The sequence below is a fragment of the Mycobacterium sp. genome, assembly GCF_049673265.1.
GTDB lineage: Bacteria > Actinomycetota > Actinomycetes > Mycobacteriales > Mycobacteriaceae > Mycobacterium.
This window is the reverse complement of record NZ_JBATXN010000654.1, coordinates 1-3,176: the sequence shown is the minus strand read 5'-3', so window position 1 is coordinate 3,176 and position 3,176 is coordinate 1. Positions and strand designations below refer to the sequence as shown.

Below are 3,176 nucleotides of genomic sequence, written 5' to 3'. Positions count from 1 at the left end.
ACCTGACCCGACGACAACAGTCGATGAGCCTCGGCAGCCTGCTGGATCGGTATGTGCGCGCCGATGACCGGCCGGACCCGACCGTCGGCGATCATCGGCCAGACCGAGGTCGTCACCGCCTCGACGACTTCGCTCTTGCTGTTGGGCCCGGTGGTCGGCCGGGCGCGCAGCGTGGTGCCGATGACATGCGCCCGTTTGCCGAGCAGCTTGCCGAGGTTGAGCTCGCCCTTGATCCCGCCCTGCATGCCGATGATCACCAACCGGCCGTCGCTGGCCAGCGCGTCGATGTTGCGGTCCAGATACGACGCGCCCATGATGTCGAAGATCACGTCGGCACCCGCGCCGTCGGTCGCCTCGCGCACCCGCGCCACGAAGTCCTCGTCCCGGTAGTTGATCAAGATGTCGGCGCCCAGGTCGCGGCACAGTTCGAGCTTGGGCCCGGATCCCGCGGTGACCGCCACCCGGGCACCCAATGCCCGGGCGATCTGGATGGCATGGGTTCCCACCCCGCTGGCGCCGCCGTGGATCAGGAGCAGCTGGTCTTTGCTCAGATGAGCTGTCAACACCAGATTCGACCAGACCGTGCACGCCACTTCGGGTAACCCGGCGGCGTCCCGCAGGTCGACGCCGCGCGGAATCGGCATCAGCTGGCCGGCGGGAACAGCGACGTATTCGGCGTAGCCGCCGCCCGCCAGCAATGCGCACACCTCTTGCCCGGGCGACCAGTCGCTGACCTCCTCACCAAGTGCCTCGACAACGCCGGAGACCTCCATGCCGAGCAACTCGCTGGCGCCCGGTGGCGGCGGGTAGTGGCCGGCGGCCTGCAGCAGGTCGGCCCGGTTGACGCCGGCGGCGCGCACTTTGACGAGCACCTCGCGGTGGCCCGGCGCGGCATCGGGGACTTGCTGCCACAGGAGTTGATCGGCGGATTCAGCGACGATGGCATGCATATTCGACACGCTACTACCTGCGGATTCCGGCTTTTCCAAAGGCTTTTTCAAAAGCCCTGTGTCGCATAGCATGACGTAATGGCGGCCCTGATTGCCGGCCGGACAGCCAGTGAGATGCCCGGGCTGGATATCGCCGAGCAGAAGTCGTGGCAGAACTTCTTGGACTCCACCCTGCGTTTGTACGCCACGCTCAACCGTCAATTGACCGATGCGCACCAGTTGTCGTTATTCGACGTTCGGGTGCTGGACATCTTGGACAACGCACCCTCCGGCTGTGCCCGGATGGGCGATCTGGCCGACGCGCTGCCGTCGCTGCCGAGCCGGCTGACCCGTCAGATCCGCCGCCTGGAGATGCAGGGCTTGGTGCGCCGGGAGGCCAGCCCAGACGACCGGCGCGGGGTCGTCGCGGCCATCACCGACGAAGGTCGGACGGCGGCGAGGCAGGCCATGGTGACCTACGCCCAAAGTGTGCGCACCTATTTCCTCGGCCAGCTGTCACGTTCGCAGGTCTCCGCGATGGGGGAGAACTGCCGGCGGATCAGCGCCGCGCTGAAGCTGTCCGATCGGGCTTAGACGAGCGGGGGCCGTTACCCTTGTCGGCGGTGGCGTGGCAGAGCGGCCTAATGCACTCGCCTTGAAAGCGAGAGACGGCTAAAACCGTCCGGGGGTTCAAATCCCTCCGCCACCGCTTTTTCGGGGAGTCCACACATCAGTCCGGTGTTACAGGCAACCCCGGGCACACGGTGATGTAGGGAATATCTGGCGAAACCCAGTCGTGCCATTGCCTATGGCTCATGTTGGCAGATAGCTTGCTGCAGAGTACTTCCGGCCAAATCACCGGCCCGGGCCATAGCTGCACATTCTCATCTTCGCGACCCGACGCGAACCAGCGCCCATCCGGACTGAACGCCACACTAATCACCGAGTGCACGGGAAGCGCCGCGTCGATCTGCCTAGTTAGCGGGGGGCCGATTTGCTGACCGTTGTCAGCGTTCCACACTCGTAGACTGCCGTCGGCGCTGCCAGAGACGATGACATGCCCGTCCGGGCTGAACGCCACGCTGTTCACCGTGTCTTTGGAGCCGCTGAGCGGAGACCCAATGGCCTTGCCGTTGTCGGCGTTCCACAAACGAACTGCCTTGTCATCGCCGCCCGAAGCGACGCGGTGCCCATCGGGACTAAAGGCCACACTGGTCAGCTGCGCGCCCGTACCGGACGGTTTCGCGATCTGCTCGCCGGTGTCCACATTCCACAACCAAACGCCGCCATTACCACCGGACGCGATGCGGTGCCCGTCAGGGCTGAACTCGACGCCGAAGGGGTTTGGAGGTGCCCTTTTGCGTGGGACCTTCGTCGTGAGCGGCCGCCCGAGCTCTTGGCCGGTCTCAGTGTTCCACACCCGAACCTCATCGACACCGCGATAAGCGATCCGGTGCCCGTCCGGGCTAAACGCCAGACCCTGCACCCAGCCCGCGCCGGTCAGCTGCGGCCCGATCTGGCGGCCGGTGGCTGCGTCCCATACGAGCAGCCTCTCGTCCTCCCCGCTGTCGGATACCTCGGACACAACGCGGCGCCCGTCCGGGCTGAATGCAGAATTCGCCGCGCCGGTCCCCGGACCGCTTACCGGCTGTCCGATCGGCCGCCCGGTGCCGGTATCCCAGGTCCAGACGGTACTTTCACTGCCCGCGGAGAAAATTCGCCGGCCGTCCTGACTGAACGCGACCGCAAGCGCAACGTCAGATTGCAAGAGTGGTTGATCTGGATCGGGATCCCAGATGCGGAGGGTGCCATCATCGCTGTATGACAAGACGCGGTCCCCGTCGGGGCTGAAAGCCACCGTGGACACCAGATCGCTATGCCCGGTCAAGGGGTTGCCGATGGGTTCACCGGTGTCGGCGTTCCACAACCGCACGGTTCGATCGTTGCTGCCCGAGACAATCCGGTGCCCATCGGGACTGAACGCCACGCTTTTGACTGGGGCGGTGTGGCCGGTGAGCGGTGGTCCGATCGGCTGACCGGTGTCGGCGTTCCACCGTCGCACCGTGCCGTCATAGTCACCGGCGGCGATGACATGCCCGTCGGGGCTGAACGTCACACTTTTCACTTCAGTCCCAGCACCGGTGAGCGGTTGCCCGATGGGCTGGCCGGTGTCGGCGTTCCACCGCCGCAGTTCCCCCCCGTAGTCGCCGGCGGCGATGACGTGCCCGTCGGGGCTGAACGTCACAC

3 protein-coding genes and 1 tRNA gene are annotated in these 3,176 nt (G+C 65.8%); 2 read left to right on the top strand and 2 right to left on the bottom strand.

From position 1 onward, the window contains the following. A partial coding sequence (locus WBF82_RS22230) for an NAD(P)H-quinone oxidoreductase (RefSeq protein ID WP_424385090.1) occupies positions 1-950 on the bottom strand: 950 nt, incomplete at its 3' end. Positions 951-1,028: 78 nt separating this feature from the next. Between WBF82_RS22230 and WBF82_RS22225 the strand changes: the two genes are divergently transcribed. Together WBF82_RS22225 and WBF82_RS22220 are read left to right on the top strand one after the other, a co-directional pair. Further along, the gene (locus tag WBF82_RS22225) at positions 1,029-1,523 is read left to right on the top strand and encodes a MarR family winged helix-turn-helix transcriptional regulator (protein WP_424385089.1); all 495 of its coding nucleotides are present in this window, start codon (positions 1,029-1,031) and stop codon (positions 1,521-1,523) included. Between the two features lie 28 nt (positions 1,524-1,551). Continuing rightward, positions 1,552-1,638 (top strand) — tRNA-Ser (locus WBF82_RS22220). 21 nt (positions 1,639-1,659) lie between these two features. On the opposite strand, the gene WBF82_RS22215 is transcribed toward WBF82_RS22220, so the two are convergent. Beyond that, positions 1,660-3,176: WD40 repeat domain-containing protein (locus WBF82_RS22215; protein WP_424385088.1), on the bottom strand; the 1,517-nt coding region annotated here is incomplete at its 5' end.